At 35.9% G+C, this 17,219-nt stretch carries 14 protein-coding genes and 1 pseudogene; 6 read left to right on the top strand and 9 right to left on the bottom strand.

All coding sequences use genetic code 11. The annotated features are described in order from the left end of the window. Positions 1-83: 83 nt before the first annotated feature. A complete protein-coding gene (locus FFR48_RS06570; protein ID WP_162501849.1) occupies positions 84-239 on the bottom strand; it encodes a hypothetical protein in 156 nt (51 codons plus the stop codon). 508 nt (positions 240-747) lie between these two features. Here FFR48_RS06570 and FFR48_RS06565 point away from each other — a divergent pair. Together FFR48_RS06565 and FFR48_RS06560 are read left to right on the top strand one after the other, a co-directional pair. Beyond that, positions 748-1,935: pseudogene (locus FFR48_RS06565) on the top strand (mechanosensitive ion channel family protein); the annotation flags it as partial. A 226-nt stretch (positions 1,936-2,161) separates the two neighbouring features. Beyond that, entirely contained in the window at positions 2,162-2,425 is a 264-nt protein-coding gene (locus FFR48_RS06560) for a hypothetical protein (protein WP_137666787.1), read from the top strand. A gap of 349 nt (positions 2,426-2,774) precedes the next feature. On the opposite strand, the gene FFR48_RS06555 is transcribed toward FFR48_RS06560, so the two are convergent. After that, positions 2,775-3,908 carry a glycosyltransferase gene (locus tag FFR48_RS06555; protein ID WP_137666786.1) on the bottom strand — a complete coding sequence of 378 codons (1,134 nt, stop codon included), beginning with the start codon at positions 3,906-3,908 and terminating at the stop codon, positions 2,775-2,777. A gap of 40 nt (positions 3,909-3,948) precedes the next feature. Continuing rightward, on the bottom strand, positions 3,949-5,127 hold the full coding sequence (locus FFR48_RS06550; protein WP_137666785.1) for a glycosyltransferase family 4 protein: 1,179 nt from the start codon (positions 5,125-5,127) through the stop codon (positions 3,949-3,951). 443 nt (positions 5,128-5,570) lie between these two features. On the opposite strand from FFR48_RS06550, the gene FFR48_RS06545 reads away from it, so the two are divergent. The 4 genes from FFR48_RS06545 to FFR48_RS06530 all read left to right on the top strand — a co-directional run bounded on the left by FFR48_RS06545 (position 5,571) and on the right by FFR48_RS06530 (position 10,297). Then, positions 5,571-5,708 (top strand): hypothetical protein, encoded by a 138-nt coding sequence (locus tag FFR48_RS06545; protein ID WP_162501848.1) that lies wholly within the window; start codon positions 5,571-5,573, stop codon positions 5,706-5,708. 42 nt (positions 5,709-5,750) lie between these two features. Beyond that, positions 5,751-7,979, top strand: a complete 2,229-nt coding sequence (locus FFR48_RS06540) for an NHL repeat-containing protein (protein ID WP_137666784.1) — start codon at positions 5,751-5,753, stop codon at positions 7,977-7,979. Between the two features lie 332 nt (positions 7,980-8,311). Further along, a complete protein-coding gene (locus FFR48_RS06535; RefSeq protein ID WP_096570791.1) occupies positions 8,312-9,088 on the top strand; it encodes a PIG-L deacetylase family protein in 777 nt (258 codons plus the stop codon). Between the two features lie 96 nt (positions 9,089-9,184). After that, on the top strand, positions 9,185-10,297 hold the full coding sequence (locus tag FFR48_RS06530; protein WP_137666783.1) for a glycosyltransferase family 4 protein: 1,113 nt from the start codon (positions 9,185-9,187) through the stop codon (positions 10,295-10,297). A 51-nt stretch (positions 10,298-10,348) separates the two neighbouring features. On the opposite strand, the gene FFR48_RS06525 is transcribed toward FFR48_RS06530, so the two are convergent. The 6 genes from FFR48_RS06525 to FFR48_RS06500 all read right to left on the bottom strand — a co-directional run bounded on the left by FFR48_RS06525 (position 10,349) and on the right by FFR48_RS06500 (position 17,208). Beyond that, positions 10,349-11,227 carry an aspartoacylase gene (locus FFR48_RS06525; RefSeq protein WP_137666782.1) on the bottom strand — a complete coding sequence of 293 codons (879 nt, stop codon included), beginning with the start codon at positions 11,225-11,227 and terminating at the stop codon, positions 10,349-10,351. Positions 11,228-11,466: 239 nt separating this feature from the next. Then, positions 11,467-12,900, bottom strand: a complete 1,434-nt coding sequence (locus FFR48_RS06520) for an O-antigen ligase domain-containing protein (protein WP_137666781.1) — start codon at positions 12,898-12,900, stop codon at positions 11,467-11,469. A gap of 73 nt (positions 12,901-12,973) precedes the next feature. Further along, positions 12,974-13,906 (bottom strand): glycosyltransferase family 2 protein, encoded by a 933-nt coding sequence (locus tag FFR48_RS06515; protein ID WP_137666780.1) that lies wholly within the window; start codon positions 13,904-13,906, stop codon positions 12,974-12,976. Further along, entirely contained in the window at positions 13,824-15,023 is a 1,200-nt protein-coding gene (locus tag FFR48_RS06510) for a glycosyltransferase family 4 protein (protein WP_137666779.1), read from the bottom strand. The genes FFR48_RS06515 and FFR48_RS06510 overlap by 83 nt, the downstream gene beginning before the upstream one ends. A gap of 30 nt (positions 15,024-15,053) precedes the next feature. Beyond that, positions 15,054-16,040 carry a glycosyltransferase family 2 protein gene (locus FFR48_RS06505; protein ID WP_137666778.1) on the bottom strand — a complete coding sequence of 329 codons (987 nt, stop codon included), beginning with the start codon at positions 16,038-16,040 and terminating at the stop codon, positions 15,054-15,056. Further along, positions 16,003-17,208: a glycosyltransferase family 4 protein gene (locus tag FFR48_RS06500; protein WP_307722509.1), complete on the bottom strand. Its 1,206-nt coding sequence runs from the start codon at positions 17,206-17,208 to the stop codon at positions 16,003-16,005. The genes FFR48_RS06505 and FFR48_RS06500 overlap by 38 nt, the downstream gene beginning before the upstream one ends. Positions 17,209-17,219 lie beyond the last annotated feature (11 nt).

The following is a 17,219-nucleotide window of genomic DNA, read 5'->3' as shown; positions in this document are numbered from 1 at the left end:
TATACCCCTAGCGCGTTTTGGGTACATATGTATATAATTGGTAATATTTTTCATCTTTGGTAGAACCACGGTATATTTTCCATTTACCGTTCTACCATTTTTCCGTTATATATTTCGGACAGGTCTACTCTCAATTTAGGGTTACGGGGAATAAGTTCATTGAGGAAAACATTACCATAATTACTAAGTAGTGCAAAAAGGTAATTTTGGGCAAAAATTACAAAAGATGGTCGAGACATAGACAATTTTTCCCAAATATTTTTTCTAATCTGTTCTACATTTAATTAGCCATATTTTATCATAAATACCTATTAGCTATTACATACTACCTATATCTTCAACATAAGTAAGATTAAGACCCGATCTAACTTTTGGTTTTTTCATCTTTCTCTGGTAAGACTATAGGACTCCTATTTAATGATTTGCCAAGATTCTGTACACAAGAGTCCGTCAAAAGTAAGGGGTTTAGCAATCCTAAACCCTGACATAGATCATGAAACATCTGGTAACAATTATCATAGGGACAATTCATGAATTATCCCTACAGGGGTTTCGTGGTTATACACATTTCATGACCACAAAATGTCTATTACCCAAGGAGGTATTTAAGTGCTAGGTAAATTTTTAGCGATTACGGGTTCAATGATCATATCCATTGCACCCATACCTAAAGCTACAGCCCAGACACCGAATAATTTACCAGAAATACCAGAAAGTTTACATAAAACTACATTTACTAAAACAACATTAACTCAACCACAACAAGAAAAAGAAAATCAATTTTTAGAACAATTGGCGATCGCCTCTGGTACTACCATCGCTATGGTAATCATGAGTTGGGGAGTTCGTCGTTTCCAAAAACGTTTAAGTAATAATTTACTCAAAGTCTCTGACTCTAATTCCTCAGAAGATCAACCCATCACTACATTACTAAATAAACAGCAAGAGCGACATCTTCAAGAAGTTAAAACCCGACTATTTCAACTTGCACAAGCTGGAATTTAGGTCAGTGGTAGTTTAATTATTTTAGGACTATTTCCTGCTACCCAAGCCCTACAAATTGGGATTCTCACCATTGCCAAAATTCCCATTAAATTAATAGTTGTTGGTGTGGGAACATATCTAACAGTAAGGTTTACCTATGCCATTATAGATCATTTTACCTCTACTATCATCAGTGGTGGAGCATTACTAACTCCAGAAACTTCCGAACGTTTGCAATTGAGAATATCCACATTTTCTGGGGTTACTAAAAGTATCACTATCATTATTTGGGTAGGTGCAGGAATCCTAATGTCCTTAATTGCTTTGGGAATAAATATTGTTCCTCTTTTAGCTGGTGCTGGTTTAATTGGTGTGGCTGTATCTTTGGCTTCTCAGAACTTAATTAAAGATGCCATTAATGGCTTTTTGATTATTCTTGAAGATCAATATGCTTTGGGTGATGTGATTACTGTGGGAAATGTGGGTGGTTTAGTGGAAAATCTCAATTTGCGAATGACTCAAATACGGGATGCAGAAGGAAGATTAATTACAATTCCTAACAGCGAAATTAAAGTTGTAGCTAATCTTTCTAGTCGCTGGTCTCGTGCTGATTTAATTATTCCAGTTTCTTATCAAACTGATATTGATAAGGCTTTGAAATTAATTGAAAATGTCGCTATCCAGATGAATCAAGAACCTCAATGGAAACGACAAATTATTGAAACCCCCAGTATTTTGGGAATTGATAATTTTGGCGATCGCGGGATGATGATTCGTGTTTGGATCAAAACCCAACCCCTCAAACAATGGGATGTAGCGCGAGAATATCGTCGTCGTCTGAAAATTGCTTTTGATGAAGTTGGAATTAATATTCCCGTACCTCAACAATCAATCTGGGTTAATGATGTTCAGTTATTGAGTTATCAAGAAAGTGGTTCATCTTTGCATTAAGCAGATATTTGACTGACTTAAAATGTGATTCAAACCCTGTTCTGGTGTAGCGGTAATTCATGAATTGCCGCTACTTTCGTTATTTTTTGCGTAAGTCCTGGATAAGTCAGGGGTTTTTCGCTATTCTCTTGCAAATTTAGTATAAATGTACTATAATAAATTCATCGTGTCCGACCTGTAAACAATATCTGGAAGATGGATTCAAGGGTATTACAAGGGTATTACTATGATGAAGCACTATATTCTCAATCTTAATCCAACTGCCAAGCATGAATGGGATCGTTGTATTTTACGTGATCCTCTGACCGCAAAACGTCCAGACATAGCAAAATTAATTGCTGAAGCGGTAGGTGCGGATACGGGTAGTTATTTAGTCAGTGTCAATATTGAAGTTACAGTTTTGGAGGAAGCAGCATTACCTCAAGCTGAACAACTTTCCCTTCCCCTTCCAGAAGTGAGTATTTCTTCACCAATTCGGGAAGCAGCGTAATTAAAAGTTAATTAAACAGTCCTGGGTTGGGTAGACATCAGGAAACCCAACTCCTACAATTGTAGGATTTTTCTAAAAAATAGCAAAAACACCCAATCAGATTATACATATGATCGTAGCACAAAAAGTAAATAAGGATTAATCAATCCTGAAAAAACGTATTTGCGTTGAATTATTGACAACATTCTCAATAATCTTGAGAATAAAGGCTGATTATTGTCAACAAGGCGCAATTGATCTATTTTAGCAAAATCAATATTTAAAAAACTTATATTTAGCTAATATCCCCGACTTCTCTAATATTTAATCTTCATCAACCAGAGATATAACATAGAAGTCGGGGATCTGATCACCTTTTTAACAATTCTTGAATTTGCTGATTAATAATATTCACATCAAACATTTGACTAGCACTAATTCTAGCATAATTAGCGATATTTTGCATCAAGTCTTTTTCCTGAACACAATGATTAATTACCTGTGCTAATTCTTGGGGGTTATTTGGTGTGATTAAAAAACCATTTATCCCATCTTCAACTAATTCTATTGCACCCCCAGCTTTAGCAGCAACCACAGGTTTACCGCATAGCATCGCTTCCACAATAACTCTACCAAAAGGTTCAGGTGCAATTGATGTATGTGCCACTAAATCACAAGCTGACATTAATTGGGGAATATCATCACGAAAACCTAAAAATTTAACTCGGTTTTCTAAATTTAAAGCTTTTACTTGATGGTGTAACTCTTGTATATATTCATCCTCACCAAATAAAGCATCACCGACCAAAATAACATTAACATTTTCTGGACATTCTGCCAAAGCATCAATTAAAATATGCTGTCCTTTCCAGGGAGAAAGACGGCTAAAATGTCCCACTACAAATTTATCCTCTAATCCCAAATTTAGCCTTAATTGCCGAGGTTCATTTTCAGAAACTTGATAATTTTTAATAGCAAAACCATTATAGACAACTTCTACAAAATCAGGTTTCCCACCAGCTTGGATAAATGCAGTTTTACTAGCTTGAGAATTAGCAATTACTAAAGATGCAAAGCGATTAATTAAAGTAATAGCAACCCGGAGATTAGTGTTACTAAAATGTTCTAAAGATAGAATATCGTGTAAATGATAAACCAAAGGACGACGAGAGAGAAAACTTGCTATTGCACCGACAACTAAAGCTTTTTGAGTATTAGCGTAAATTAAATCATATTCCCTAGCGCGTGTCACGACTTTATTAATTAAAGGTGTGAGTTGTCCTAAACTAGCTAATGCTGTAAATAAACTACTTTGTCTTTTAACTTTAATAGCTTGAGTTGCTAAAACTTCCACAGGAATATGATTAATTTCCAGTAACTTTCTAAAATCACCATCAGCAAATAAACCAACCAAAGAATTATTAGCAAAGGGTTTAGCAATATCTAATAAACATAACTCAGCACCACCCGGTTTACCACTTTGATCTAAAAACAAAATCTTCATTATTATCTACCTTTATCTGCGTCTATCTGCGTTTAATTTATCAATTTTGATCAGCTAAAATAACTTGTCTTACTTGTTGAGAAATATGATTCCAATCATAATTTTGTACTGCATAATTACGACATTCTTCTCTAGAAGGTAAAATGATTTTTCTTAACATTGCTTGTTCTAATTTATCAGCAATGCTATCAACAGTAATAGAATCAGTAATTAAATCTGGTGCAAAACCCTGTAAAATTTCCGGCATTCCCCCTACAGGTGTGCATAAAACTGGAGTACCACAGGCTAAAGATTCCACAATTGCTAATCCAAAACCTTCAAAAGACTGACTGGGCATTACTGTTAAATTAGCAGCTTGGTAAGCAATTGGTAACTGTTCATCAGGTAAAAAACCTAAGAATTTAACATTGTTTTCTAGTCCAAGTTCTATCACCTGTTGTTGTAGTAAATTTTGAATATGTCCACGTCCAGCAATAGCTAACCAAATATCAGGAATTGTGGGTTTAATTATGGCTAGTGCTTGTAATAACTTATCAATTCCCATGCGATAAACTAGACGACGGGAGGTAAATAATATTGGTCGATCAGTTGGCCAACCTAGTTGTTTTCTGGCTGTGAGACGAGATAAATTATATTGAAAGTGATTGATGTCTACTCCACCGGGGATAATGTGAATTTTATGCCAGGGAACTTGATATTGTTGATGTAAAATATTACCAAAAGCTTGGCTGAGAACAATGAAGCGATCGCAGCGATTATAGGTATTTTTTTCTATTAATTGCCTCTTCATCCAAATACTTAGTTTTTTATTTACTTCTTCTTCCTTACTTTCCGAAGCCCAAGGACCATGAAAATTAAAAGTAATTGGTACTTCTTTCGGTAAAAGATCCAAAATCGGAAAGCTATATAATGCGAAATGTAGATTAATTGCATCAGGTTGATCTAATCTAGTTTTTTGGAAGTTAGTCCGAATGGACCATAATCTTTTCCAAATTTGACTATCTGGAGATGCTAAATTATTTAACTGAATATTTGACTGAATGGGTGTATTTTTTGCATCAGGTAAACCTACACCACATAATTCTATTCGGTCTTTATTTAGAGCTAATTTTTGAGTTAGTTCATAAATATACCTTTCTAATCCTCCCGGTGTTTTGGGAAACCAACCTGTTCCCAATGTGAGGATAGACGCAGAAGCTAATTCCTGAGTTTTTGTCATACCTTCCACCTAATTATCTCCTTAACTTCCTCACACGATGAAACTTATTTAATAGGTAAGTCTGAAACGATACAGTTAATGCTCACAATCATCAATTAACAAACCTTTAGTTTAATCCGGTTAAAAATTTGTAAATCAGGTAGTTTTTGAATAAATTATTTTTATATATTGAGTTTACTGAGTACGGGGAGTCTTGGGATTTTGTACTTAGTAAAAGTATTACTGTGATTATTAATATCATTGATATCATTAATATCTATTAAATCCGCACCTTTGATAATTAAATATTTTCTCAAGCTTTGTATCTATCTACAGAATTAGGCTTTGATGAATCCTGTATTATAATTAACAAGTTCCGAGGGGAAGATAAATTATTTTTATGAAAAAGAATAATATTGGCAGATGAGAAAATATAAAAAATATATTTTTTTGATAAAGTTCTGATGAAATTACCTAAAATGCAACATTTATTTGTTAGTTTATTGATATTTAGTACCAATGATGTTTCTGTGCCTTTTCTCCGCTACGTTTTCGCTACGGTTTTTAGAAAAGGAACAAGATATCAAAAAGCAAAAGCATAATTTAGCAACTCATTTTTGCCAATATGCAGCCATAGCAATTTTATGAAAAACAGATTCACTTCACAAATTCAAAAAAATCAACAACAGCTAATTCAAGTTATCAATAATGTAGTTAGGAGTAGGTACTGGCGACAAAATATAGCTGTCAAAATTTTACTGTCTGTCACTTGTAGCTTAATTGTCATCTTTGCGGGAATGACAATGGAAAAAGCCACAACTCAAACAGCTACAGCACCAGTATTTACTTATCAAACATCTTGGCTTGGTAATACTATTGGTAAGGGAGAACTAAGGGTACAAAACTATATAGAGGCGATGTATGTTACAGGAAATGGACTAATTTATACTAACAGCATTTGGGATGAAGCTGGCATGGAAGCAGCTATCTATAAAGATGGTAAAGTCATAGGTTTCCTAAAAGATTTGCATGGTTGGTATCGTCTGGGTGGGAAAGCGGTTACAGCCAATAGCAAATATATTTATGTTGCTATGAGACAGGGAGGAATGAGTAGTCAAAAAGAAGGTTATCCTTCTGAGGGTAAAACTTGGTACTGTGTGAGACGCTATGATTTAACGGGAAAACCTGCACCTTTTCCTGGGGGAAATGGCTGGGATAAAAGTATGTTAATTATCAGTGACAAAAGCGAAGTTACTGGTTTAGCAATTGTAGGTAATAAGTTATTTGTGAGTAATGCTGATGCCAACATTGTGCGTATTTTCAATACAGAAACAATGCAGGAAACGGGAAAATTTACTGTTAATAATCCCGGAGGAATAGCCGTTGATCCACGGGGAACTTTATGGATTATTCAAAATAAAAAAGGTAATACACCAGGGAAAATAGTTCATTATGACCAAACTGGTAAGAAATTACCCCAACAAATTGTAGATGTTGTTGATCCTACAGCGATCGCCATTTATAAACAAGATAGAATATTAGTAGCTGAAAATGGCATCCGGCAACAGGTACTAATTTACAACATCAAAAACCAACCTGTCCAGGTAGGAACTTTCGGAACTAAAAATGGAATTTATAGCGGTGTTCCTGGAGAAGTTCAAGACTTAAAACTTTATGGTATTACAGGCGTTGGTGCAGATAGTGCCGGCAATTTCTATATCAACAATAATGGCTTTAATAATTCAGGAACAGATTTAAGAAAATTCTCCCCATCGGGAAAACTGCAATGGCAATTACTTGGTTTAATCTTTGTTGATAATGCCGATACAGATCCTAAAAGTGATGGTGTTAATCTTTTCACCAAACAAGAAGAATATTGGATGGATTACAGTAAACCAGCAGGTAAACAGTGGACATATAAAGCTTATACTTTAAATCCTTTCAAATATCCTCAAGATCCGCGTCTACATACATCCCCAGATGCTCCTATTTTCCGTCGCATTCAAGGAAAGCCTTTTTTATTTCTGACACATATGTTCGGAAGTATGGTGCAAATTTATCGTTTTGATCCAAAAACAGATGGTGAAATTGCTATTCCCGCGGGAATGTTTGTGGGAACTAATGATAAACAAGAACAAGCTATAAAAGGTAATTGGCCTCCATATCAACCAGCCAAAGGAGAATGGATCTGGCGAGATAAAAATGGTAATGGTGCATTTGATCAAAATGAATATGACAACAGTGAAGATTATCCCTACATAGGAGGTTGGTGGGTAGATACTAAAGGTGATGTTTGGAAAGCTTTGCGAACGGAAGATGGTATTCGCCATTATCCTTTACAGGGATTAGATAGTCAAGGAAATCCGATTTATACCTATCGTTCCATGCAAAAGGAAAAGACTCCTAGTTTCTTTAAAGATTTGCGAAGAATTGAATATTTTCCCGAAACAGATACGATGTATTTGTCAGGTTTTACTGTTGAACATCCTGCTATTGGTGATGATTGGGGAGTTGTCGGGTCAGAAATTGCCCGATTTGATAATTGGAGTAAAGGAAATCGCACTCCTAAATGGCGAACTGTCATTCCTTATGACACCACTGGTAAACGAGAAATTGCTACCGCCGCTATGAGTGTAGCAGTAGATTATGTATTTACAGTGACATCTAAAACTGCGGAGGTTAATATCTATAATGCCACTACAGGCAAACTTGTAAGAAAATTTAGTCCAGGTCCAGAAGTTGCTGGAGAAAGTGGTTGGGTGGATATTCCCCACGGTATCCGCGCTTTTCGTCGTCGTAATGGTGAATATTTAGTGTTTGTGGAAGAAAATTGGAAAGGAAAAGTGATTATTTATCGTTTACCAATTTCCTAAAAATTAGGTTATCCAACTTATTGGATTAAGTGTAAAAATCCATCATTTAGGATTAAGTACGGGTTTAGCATTGCTAAACCCGTACATGAGTCAGAATATTGGATAATTTGCCATCCAATCATGATTTTTAAGTTGAACAAATAACATTTTTTGTATGCTGAGACAGAGAAAATTCAATCTTCATATTTATAGCACAAATTTACAAAATTAATAAATTTGGCTGAGTTTGTTTAAATATGATGATAATTAAGGCTTTGTACTTTGCCTTAATTTTCATAGCTTGAGACTCTGTTTAGAGAATAAATTAATAGAAGTAGAGGAAGTAAAAAAATATGCTAAAAACAACCTTGATGGAATTACAAAAATTAATTCCCAGCAATTTATTAAATACAGTCCAATATATTCATGCTAGTTTACTTGCAAAATTTATTTTAGGTTGGGGAAGTGAACAGTTTCAATTTAGTGAAGCTTCTGCAATGGTTTTTTCTCCCCATCAAGATGATGAAACTTTAGGTTGTGGTGGGATGATCGCTCGCAAACGGGAACAAGGAATAAAAGTAGCCGTCACTTTTTTAACCGATGGACGTGGTTCGCATGGTACAGATACAAATATTCAAAATCAAATTATTCAAATTCGTAAACAAGAGTCTTTAGAAGCATTAAGTATTTTGGGTATTTCTCCTTCAGAAATTCACTTTTTGAATAAAAAAGATGGCAGTTTACCAGATTTAAATCCTGAAGAAAAACAACAAACCATTGCACAGATTTCCGAACTGTTAAAACGTTATCAACCAGGAGAAGTTTATGTTCCTCACCGTAAAGATTGTCATAGAGATCATGAAGCTACATATTACTTGGTAAAAGAGGCGATCGCCCAGAGTGGAATTAAAGTCCAACTCCTACAATATCCTATTTGGGTATTTTGGAGAGCGCCCTTATTTATCCTCTTAAAATTCAATGATATTAAGTCAGCGTATCGCTTATCAATTACCTCAGTACAAGAAAAGAAAAAAAGAGCGATCGCTGCCTATCCTTCCCAAATGCAAACCCTCCCACCAGGCTTTATCAAACGATTTTTATCTTCAGAAGAAATCTTCTTTCATAATTAATTCTCATGTATTGAATCAAAAGCTCAAAGCTAAAATATCAACATCTTTTGCCTGGTGAAATTTCTATTAACAACAATTGCCGTGGAGAACAAATAAATGCGTATCCTACACATTACGAACCATGTCCAAAAAATCGGTAACGGAATTGTCAATGTCGCAGTAGACTTAGCTTGTTTACAATCAAAACAAGGTTTTAAAGTTGCTGTTGCTTCAGCAGGTGGAGAATACGAAAAATTATTAGCAAATCATGGAATTGAGCATTTTCAACTCAATCAATCACGTACACCATTAAACATCATTAAAGCAGCTTGGCGTTATCGAAAAATTATCAAAGAATTTCAACCAGATATTGTTCATGCCCACATGATGACAGGAGTTGTACTAGCAGGAATTTTGAGAAATAATCATGAATATAGTTTAGTTTCCACTGTACATAATGAATTTCAACATAGTGCAGTATTAATGGGATTAGCAGATCGGGTAATTGCAGTTAGTCATGCAGTAGCTGATTCTATGATCCGCCGTGGTATTCCCGCCGAAAAATTACGAGTAGTTGCTAACGGCACTTTAGGCAGTCCTCGACATAGAAAAATCCAAGATTATCAACCCATAAAACTACATCATCCAGCCATAACCACAGTAGCAGGAATGTATACTAGAAAAGGTATTGGTGAGTTAATTGCAGCCTTTCAAACTATTGCTAAAGATTTTCCTCAAGCCCATCTTTATTTAGTAGGAGATGGACCAGACCGTGCTATATTTGAGAGCATGGTTAAAAACTGCAGTAAACTACGCAAACGTATTCATTTTGAAGGTTTCCAACCAGAACCCCAACGATATATGTTATCCACAGATATCTTTGTTCTCGCCTCACACTGTGAATCATTTGGTTTAGTTTTAACAGAAGCACGAGAAGCCGGTTGTGCCATTGTCGCTAGTGATGTAGATGGCATTCCTGAAACTTTAGATCATCGTCAAGCTGGTATTCTTATTCCACCCAAAGATAGCCAAACATTGGCTAATACCTTAGTGCAATTACTCAAAGATCCTCAACAATTACAAAGCTGGAAATTACGCGCCCAGCAAAATCTAGAAAGATTTAGTACCATGCGAGTAAGTGAGGAAACATTGGCTGTATACCGTGAGTTAACTAGAAAATATGCCGTCATCAACCCAATACAAATGAGAGAATTAGTAGTAGGTAAATAGTCATTAGTCATCAATATCCATTCATCTACCTTACCTATTCTCTATTTATTGCTATATATTAATCACTTCCTTTTGACTAAAATACATGGCAATTCCTTTTTCATAATAAGCAGCTTCATTGATAAAGAGAGGATACACAATAGACTCTCCCTCATAGAGAATTTCTTCATCTTCAAAAGTGAGAAAAATTGGATCACCAGGATGGAGAGGTTGATAATCTCTAAATTGAAGTTGGGGATGAATCATCGCTTTAATTTCCCCATCTTCATTTCTAGGATAATCAACCGCACCAATAGATTGATAAAGTGTCAGCGTGTTGTTATGTTGGGGAATTTTCCCTTGGTTACATCCTTCAAAATAGTCCAACACAGCATAAATAAGTTGTTCTGTTTTTTGAAACAATTCCGCATTTAAAATACCTTGAGCGACAGCACCAACTTCTATAGCTAAACCTAATTCACTTAAAGAACGGAGAAAACCACTATTTCTAGGTTGTTGATGACTATAAACTTTTACCAAAGGATTAATTGCACTCAGATGAGCCGCCAAACGTAATAATAGGGGGTGCATATTACCTAAAATAATACATAATCCCATTTTGGCTGTAGTCGTATGTAAATCAATAATTGCATTTACACAATCTTGGTTTTGTGGTTGCAAAATTGCTTGAATTTCCCTAGCCCTTAATTCTTCATAAATAGAAATTTTGTCATCAGGTAAATTGTCTCCAGTAAAGCAACGATTTAAATCTTTATCAATGTATCTGCTTCCACTGGCAATAGCTTTAGGATTACCGAATAATGACAAAGTTTCAAAACTTGATCTCTGAATTAAATCTGGATATTTATGGAACTTTTTGATTAAATAAACTCCAATTAATTCATTACCGTGACTGCCTCCAACAATTGCCACACGATTGATTTGATTCATAATTACCTCATACATACAAAAAATGAAATTACTAAAAAGCAGCTAGATTATAATTAATTCAGCAAAAAATAAATTAGTTAAAAATCAGCCTTTTTTAATAAAACATCAAAATGATTATATAGCATGACGCGATTAAATTCCCGACTTCTCTAAGAAATCGGGAATTTTGTTCTTTACAAGAGAAACTTTGCGTTCTCTCCTTTGTTTACTGTTCAAGTTCTAAATCCTAATCCAATTAATTACATCTTCATTCCTTGCTGCTGATAGTATTTATGTGCTGCCATAGCCATAGCCAAAAATCCCCACATAATCATACCTGACACACTTAACATCCCACTATAAATAATCAACTGAGCGCAGGAACTGATCCCAATAGCACGAGCAGCACTGACAAAACTATCCAACTTTCCTTCAGTATGGTTACTAACACTAAAAAGCATTAATAACAACCCACCAAGATAAGGTATAGCACCGAACCAACCCAAAGTAAAAAACATATCTAAAATGCCGCTGTCAATTACAATAACTTCAATTTGTCCAGTTTTTTCATTAACTTTCCAGATATTTCCTAAACCATTACCAAGAGCAGTAGAAAGGGCTAAATTGAGATTTCGATCATAAGATTTTGATCTCTCCAGAAAACTAGTATCTTTTTGCAGATTAGAAAAACTTTCCAAGCGAGTAGTCACAACTTCAGAGATAGGTTCAATATTTAGCAATGGTACAACACACATAGCCATTACTAAAATGATCATAATTAAACGCATTTTAATTCGGGCATTTACCGAACCCAAAATTATAATTATTCCTAGAATCCAACCGCCCCAATTAGTACGTACTTGAGAAAGTAAAAATGACAAATACCCAACTGCGGAAGCAGGAAAAATTAATGGACCAGAACTGGTAAATAATAACAACAAACCAGCTTGCATTACCGAACCAAATGGACCAGTTGAGTGCAGTGTACTCCAAACCCGCATTCCAAAAGGTTCAGGATTACCAGAACTGGTAAACATTTTTGATTCTATTAGCCACAATTTATCCCACTCAGGAGCAACTACAAATTGATAGATTCCATAAGCTCCTGTGATTAAAACACACCATAAAAATACCCGCTGAATGTGTTGACGATAACTAGGATAATCTCGCCAATTCATAAATAAATGAAATGCAAAAAGAATGGGACTTAACCAGTCTAAAAGTCCGCGGATAACTGGAACTGGTTGATTAAAAATTAATCCCACTAAAAAACCGTAGATCACCCCGATAAAACCTAAAACAAAAGGTAAGCCTCCTTGACGAATAGCACTAGGTAAGTGTTTCAACAAGGTGGCGATAGTGACAAATACCACTACATAAGGTGCAAGCATCATTTGCCGGGTGGGGTCCCAACCAATTCGATAGTCAACTAAACGAGTTAGGAAGGGTGTGAGAAACCAAATCCACCAAGTAAAACCAATGTAAAGAATGGGATGACGCAAGTATAAAAATACTGCTACAAGCAAAGAGGAGGCAGGAAAAACCAAGCGTAATAAACTAGCAGCACCGCCAAAATAGCAAGTTGCTGTGAGCAAGATAAAGCCAGCAATGACTATCCAAGCTTGTGCTGATCTTTTTTCTGGGGAATAATTGGTTTGTAAAAAACTATTGAAAAGGATCTGTTTGGAAATCACTTTTTTGGTAATGGGTAATGGGTGATTGGAAAAAATTACGAATTACAAATTACGAATTACAAATTATCAATTATCAATTATCAATTATCAATTTATTACTTTGCCATGCTTGCCAACGTCCCCGCAAAGAGGCTTGTAATTTTTTAGTGGCAATTGTGCCTTGACTGGGTAAAAATCTCAACCATTGTAATATTCCTAAACTATCCCTTGTCCCTATGAATACTGCCCAAAATAAAAAGATAATTCGGCGTAAAAGTGGTAAATGTTCTAATAAAACTAGGGTTTCATTATGAACTAAGTTAGTAAAGGCAATTTCATTAAAGTTTTCCCGCTGATCTTCATCAAAACGTTGGGCAGGATAGTGATCTACGGCAACGCTAGGATCATAAATAATTTTCCAACCTGCACGTTTGAGAGCTAGAGTAAATGCCATTTCAAAATGTACCTGTGCGCCAGTTCCTCGCATCCGTTGATCAAATCTTAATTTCCCCATTGCTTGGGTGCGAAAACTCATATTCACACCTTTAAGGACATCAACTTCACGAGGTTTTCCTACTCCTAAATGATGGTTGCCAATGACTCGCCCAAACCACTGTACACGCCCTACTCTTGAAGAAGAACCGTTTTCTATTTTCTCGCCTTGGTGTATCCAGTCACGTCCGCCCACTGCACCTATGCAACCATCGCTGTCAAAATGGGCAGTGATTTTTTCTAGCCAGTCAGGATGGGGAGCAGCATCATCATCAGTAATGGAAACTATGTCTCCGTTTACTGCTGTCAGTCCGGTGTTGAGAGCAGCTACTACTCCCGGTTGTGTAACTGTGACAATTTGCAATGGTAGGTTGTGGGGCGGAAATTCGCCCAGGAATTGCCATGTTTCCGTATCTGTATCCCGGACTACGACAATTACTTGATCAACTGGCTTAGTTTGGGCTTGCAGTGCGGTAAGGCAGCGTGATAAGTCCTGCGGACGGCGATAGGTGGGGATGAGAACTGTGTTCCTCATTTTGCATTAACTCTGTAAATAAGTCTAAATAGGTTTGTGCCATTATTGTCCAGCTATGTTGTTCAGCAATGGTGCGAGCAGTTTTACCCATTTGTTGGCGCAGTATATTATCTGTTAATAACAATAGGGCGGCAGATAAAGCATTTATGTCATCTGTATCCGGTAAAATAATTCCTGCTTCTGGTGTGACTAATTCTGCACCTCCTGTAGCCGTGGCAGTGATCACAGGTAAGCCGGAAGCCATTGCTTCTAATAAAACCAGACTGCAAGCTTCATATCGGGAAGGAAAAACAAAAAAATCTACAGCCCGCATAATTTCGGCTATATCCCGTCGATATCCCAAAAAATGCACTCTTTCACTGATGCCTAAACTATTTGCTAATTCTGGAAAGGGACTACCTTCTGTTTTTCCTACTACTGCTAAATGTAAATTGGGGACTTTTACTAAGGCTTGCAGAATTGAATCTAAGTTTTTTCTAGTTGTGCGAATATCTCCAGCAAATAAAGCTAAATTGACATTTTCCGGTAAACCTAATTTTTGCCGAGAAGTCACACCGGGAGAAAATTCTGTTAAATCAACTCCATTCACAATAACCCGAATTTTATCACAGGGTACACCAATATTTACTAATTCATCAGCCACTTTTCCAGATACAGCAATTACAACTTTACTTTCTCGAAATGCCTGTTTTTCAGCAGAGGCATTAATGGCAGTATATAGCCATTGATATAAACCATATACATCTTGACGATGACGGTAAATATGTACAGGCGATCGCCACCAAGAACTATGAACAAAATGTACTGCATTTACATCACTCGCACCTTTAGTAATTGCACCATTAACTTTAATTAAATCTACTTCATGGCGATGTTTACGTAACCAAGCACCACTTTTTTGAGCAAAGATAAAATTGCGAATAAATTCAGTAGGATATCCGTTGACAGGAATTTTAATCCAATTTACCCGGCTATTTTCTGCTAGTTCGGGTGAGATTTCACTGGCTAATAATGTCAAATGATCACCACGACGAATGGCTTCTAGAGCAACTTCATAATTTACTCTGCCCTGACCATCACCTTTTTGAATTTTATGGGTAACAATGCAAAGTTTCACTAATAACCTCTCTAGTTAATTAAATGTTTATTAAACACCCAGTAATTTCTGCGTGAATTTGGGATGTGTAAAACTGAGAGTCAGAGCTATTAAAGTTCGCAAGTTAAATTTTTGTTTCTGTAATGCTTGCCAAAAATAAGAACGTGCTGCTGTGGTTTGTTGATCTAGCATCAAGCCAATTCCTAAAGTTGTATGTGCTTCTAACCAGAGCTTTCTAAAATGTGAATGAAACTGTTGTAAACGCTTATCTTCCATAAAGGTTTGGTAACAGAAAATTTCACTTTTAGCTTTACGAATTTTTGCTTGAATATTCCGTCTACCACTGAGCATGGTATCAGTTTGTTCATGTTCCCGATAATATGTTAATTTTTCAGGATAATAGTAAACTCCATGTCCTGAGATACAACATAAGTAAGTTAAATATAAATCCCACATTCCCCCAACTTCTGAAGGAATAATATCCCAATTAATCAAACCATTGCGAATTACACAAGCTGCTGCTGTCGGTATACTTTTATCGACTAAACCAATTTGTTGGAAATTTTCATGAATTCCATAAGCAATTTGATCACGCTTATAACTGCGGGAATTTTCTTCAGTTGCTGCTGGATTAATTTGACTTTGACCATCAATAATATATTGGTCACAAAAAGCCAAAATCAAATGAGGATTAGTTTCTAGATGTGGTACAAGTTTAGCTAAAAAATCTTGATGCCACATATCATCATCATGGAGACTAGCGACATATTTACCTTGTGCCATTTTAAAGGCATTCATTTGATTATTGAGCATTCCCACATTTTCTGGATGTCGCCAAAATCTGATTCGTGAGTCACAAAAAGATGCCACTAAATTTTCAGGATTTTCAGGACTACAATTATCAGAAACAATAATTTCAATGTTTTGATAAGTTTGGTTAACGGCGCTAGTAATTGCTTGTTTGAGGTATTCTGGGCGATTATAAGTAGGGATAATCACGCTAACCAGAGGTTCTGATATTTGAGTATTTATAGTCATAATTCAGGTTAGTTATTTTTTCATTTCTGCTAGTTTTTAAGCTAAAGTCAGCGATAGTTTTGGCGTAAATTGTTTCTAATCTCTGAATGTGAAGATCCAGAGTAAATTCTTGTTGAAACCAAGCTTGTCCTTGTTCGCCCATGCCTCGACTTTGATGGTAATTTGTAGCTAGTTGGTTGATGGCATCTGCTAATTTTCGTGTATCATTAGCTGGTACAAGGATTCCTGTTTTCCCATCTTGCACATATTCAGGAATTCCACCCACAGCACTAGCAATTATTGGACGATAATGGGCATAAGCTTCTAAAGTGACTAAGCCGGCAGGTTCAGGCCAGAGACTAGGAAAAACTACAGCCAAACACTGCTGATAAAGTGTTTTAAGCTTGTCTTTATTACACCAACCATGCCAAGTAATACGATTACTTAAACCCATTTTCTGGGCTAATTTTTCCATCTTACTTTTGATCCAACCTTCACCTGCAATATCAAGATGAATTTGCGAATGAGTTTTGGCTAAAGCTTTCACTAACCATTCAATTCCTTTATCGGGGACAATGCGACCCACAAACAAAATGCGCTGATTTTGATGAATTTCTGGAGTTAAAGATGCTGTGGGATATGTAGGTTGTTGGACACCGCAGTGAAGTGTAATTACTTGGTCGGGTGATAAACCATTGTTAATAATTTGCTCTCGTACATAATTACTATTAGCAATTACAGGAATGTTGATTTTTTTGGCAGTGCTAAGAAAATTATAGCTATTCCGCAAATTGTCAAACATTTTTTGTGGTCTGCGACTACCACAACCATCTACCAAATGTCCCCAAGCACAACCTAATGGGTACATATTGCGATCGCATTGTTTTTGGCGATCGGCTAAATATTTTGTACCACTGGGACAATAAGTACAATGATTATGCAGTGTCAAGACTGCTGGACATTCCCCAGTCAATTCTAATAATAATTCTGGATCATGAAGGTGGAGTAACTTACATTGACTTTGCTCTAAATTCTTAACAGAATTAATATGGGTCTTCATCACTCCATTCATAGGAAAATTGATCAAGGAAGATATGTAAGTTTCCATCCCCCCATTTCCCCTGATATCAACACCAGAACAGTGATATATTGTTTCTTGAGAAATTATGTTTTCATTTATGGTTAACATTATTTTCTCTA

Origin of the sequence: Sphaerospermopsis reniformis (genome assembly GCF_005402885.1) — a bacterium.
Taxonomy (GTDB): Bacteria; Cyanobacteriota; Cyanobacteriia; order Cyanobacteriales; family Nostocaceae; genus Sphaerospermopsis; species Sphaerospermopsis kisseleviana.
The sequence above is the reverse complement of the archived record's forward strand: the minus strand, read 5'-3'. Positions and strand labels throughout refer to the sequence as shown.

Excerpts from the sequence above, each read along its gene's own strand:
- FFR48_RS06560 (WP_137666787.1), top strand. The coding sequence starts at position 2,162 with ATGATGAAGCACTATATTCTCAATCTTAATCCAACTGCCAAGCATGAA.
- FFR48_RS06535 (WP_096570791.1), top strand. The coding sequence starts at position 8,312 with ATGCTAAAAACAACCTTGATGGAATTACAAAAATTAATTCCCAGCAAT.
- FFR48_RS06505 (WP_137666778.1), bottom strand. The coding sequence starts at position 16,040 with ATGACTATAAATACTCAAATATCAGAACCTCTGGTTAGCGTGATTATC.
- FFR48_RS06555 (WP_137666786.1), bottom strand. The coding sequence starts at position 3,908 with ATGAAGATTTTGTTTTTAGATCAAAGTGGTAAACCGGGTGGTGCTGAG.
- FFR48_RS06500 (WP_307722509.1), bottom strand. The coding sequence starts at position 17,208 with ATGTTAACCATAAATGAAAACATAATTTCTCAAGAAACAATATATCAC.
- FFR48_RS06515 (WP_137666780.1), bottom strand. The coding sequence starts at position 13,906 with ATGAGGAACACAGTTCTCATCCCCACCTATCGCCGTCCGCAGGACTTA.
- FFR48_RS06550 (WP_137666785.1), bottom strand. The coding sequence starts at position 5,127 with ATGACAAAAACTCAGGAATTAGCTTCTGCGTCTATCCTCACATTGGGA.
- FFR48_RS06525 (WP_137666782.1), bottom strand. The coding sequence starts at position 11,227 with ATGAATCAAATCAATCGTGTGGCAATTGTTGGAGGCAGTCACGGTAAT.
- FFR48_RS06545 (WP_162501848.1), top strand. The coding sequence starts at position 5,571 with ATGAAATTACCTAAAATGCAACATTTATTTGTTAGTTTATTGATATTT.
- FFR48_RS06540 (WP_137666784.1), top strand. The coding sequence starts at position 5,751 with ATGAAAAACAGATTCACTTCACAAATTCAAAAAAATCAACAACAGCTA.
- FFR48_RS06530 (WP_137666783.1), top strand. The coding sequence starts at position 9,185 with ATGCGTATCCTACACATTACGAACCATGTCCAAAAAATCGGTAACGGA.
- FFR48_RS06570 (WP_162501849.1), bottom strand. The coding sequence starts at position 239 with ATGTCTCGACCATCTTTTGTAATTTTTGCCCAAAATTACCTTTTTGCA.